Source organism: Denitrobacterium sp. (assembly GCF_056180635.1).
This window is the reverse complement of sequence record NZ_JAZZJS010000091.1, coordinates 1-1183: the sequence shown is the minus strand read 5'-3', so window position 1 is coordinate 1183 and position 1183 is coordinate 1. Positions and strand designations below refer to the sequence as shown.

1 protein-coding gene is annotated in these 1183 nt (G+C 56.7%); it reads right to left on the bottom strand.

Features of this window, described 5'->3' with window-relative positions:
* Positions 1–683: 683 nt before the first annotated feature.
* Positions 684–1183, bottom strand: a 500-nt coding sequence (locus AC04P6_RS08690; RefSeq protein ID WP_475566231.1) for a HypE family hydrogenase expression/formation protein, incomplete at its 5' end; no start/stop codon positions are given.

Sequence of the window (1183 nt, the reverse complement as noted above, 5' to 3'; positions counted from 1 at the left end):
CGCCACCTTAGCGGAGGATTTGCCCTCGCCCCAAGCGAAACGCCTATTAGCAGTAGCGCACTCCACTGCCAACGCACTCCTCTTATAACAACCCCCGGGCAACGAACCCTTGAATTGCCTGGTCAAGCGAGAATACGTTGGTGTGCTGCGTTACTTGGCCCGCTCAAGTTGATGCCCTCCAGGTGCGCAGCGCATACTTCACCCATTGCTACACGCCTGGTATCACTTGATACTAGCACCTATTTGAAACTTCTGCCATACCCTTTCTTCAAAAGGTCTACACGCGTTACCCAGCAGACATAATGCCCGCTCTCGAGCACTCGGCCATCAGAAGGGGCAATTACGCAAGGAAGGTCATTCGCTCCAATGTGACGAAGATGGGCTCAATCGAGCGCGTCGCTCCATCCCTTCGAAAGAGCCACCCTGAGCGAGCCATCGTACACACCACATACCGCGCTTCCGCCAACCATTCGAAAGCCTCCGCCGCCCATGCATGCGGAAGGCGGGCACGCACCCTTCGGCACGAACCCGCCTCCCCCTTGCGGCGCGTTTTTACATCCACAACCGCGTTCATTTTTCTTCGTGAAGGTTCAACTTTCACACAATCTGCAATGTCTTTGGTTCAACAACTCGATCCGCAGTGGTTCTCTTTCCACGAGCCCGCAGCGCGCGCAGTTTAAAAATTAGCAGATGCGCGGAAGCTGTTCGCCAACCAACATATCGAGGATTCGCATGCTTCCGAAACCGGTTCTAATGCTCACGCGCGGCGCACGGTCGCTCGGACACTCAAGAACCTCTCCGATAATCTCCGCATCGGCACCGTACTTGTTTGCGCGCATCGCCTTCAACGCAAGTTCAGATTCTTCCGCCGGCACAACGCATACCATCTTGCCTTCATTGGCAACCTGGAAGACATCGTAGCCGAGCATTTCGCACGCGCCACGCACCGCGTCCTTCACGGGCACGTTCATTTCGTCGACGACCATATCGACACCACTCTGCTCGGCGAGTTCATTCAGCGTGCTCGCCAAACCACCGCGCGTGGGATCGCGGAAGCACCGCGTATGGGGCGCCGCTTCAAGCACTTCGGCAATGAGATGGTTCAAGGGGGCGGCGTCGCTTTGGAGGTCGGCCTTGAAGCTGAGTTCCTCGCGACAGCTCATGATCGTGATGCCATGATCGC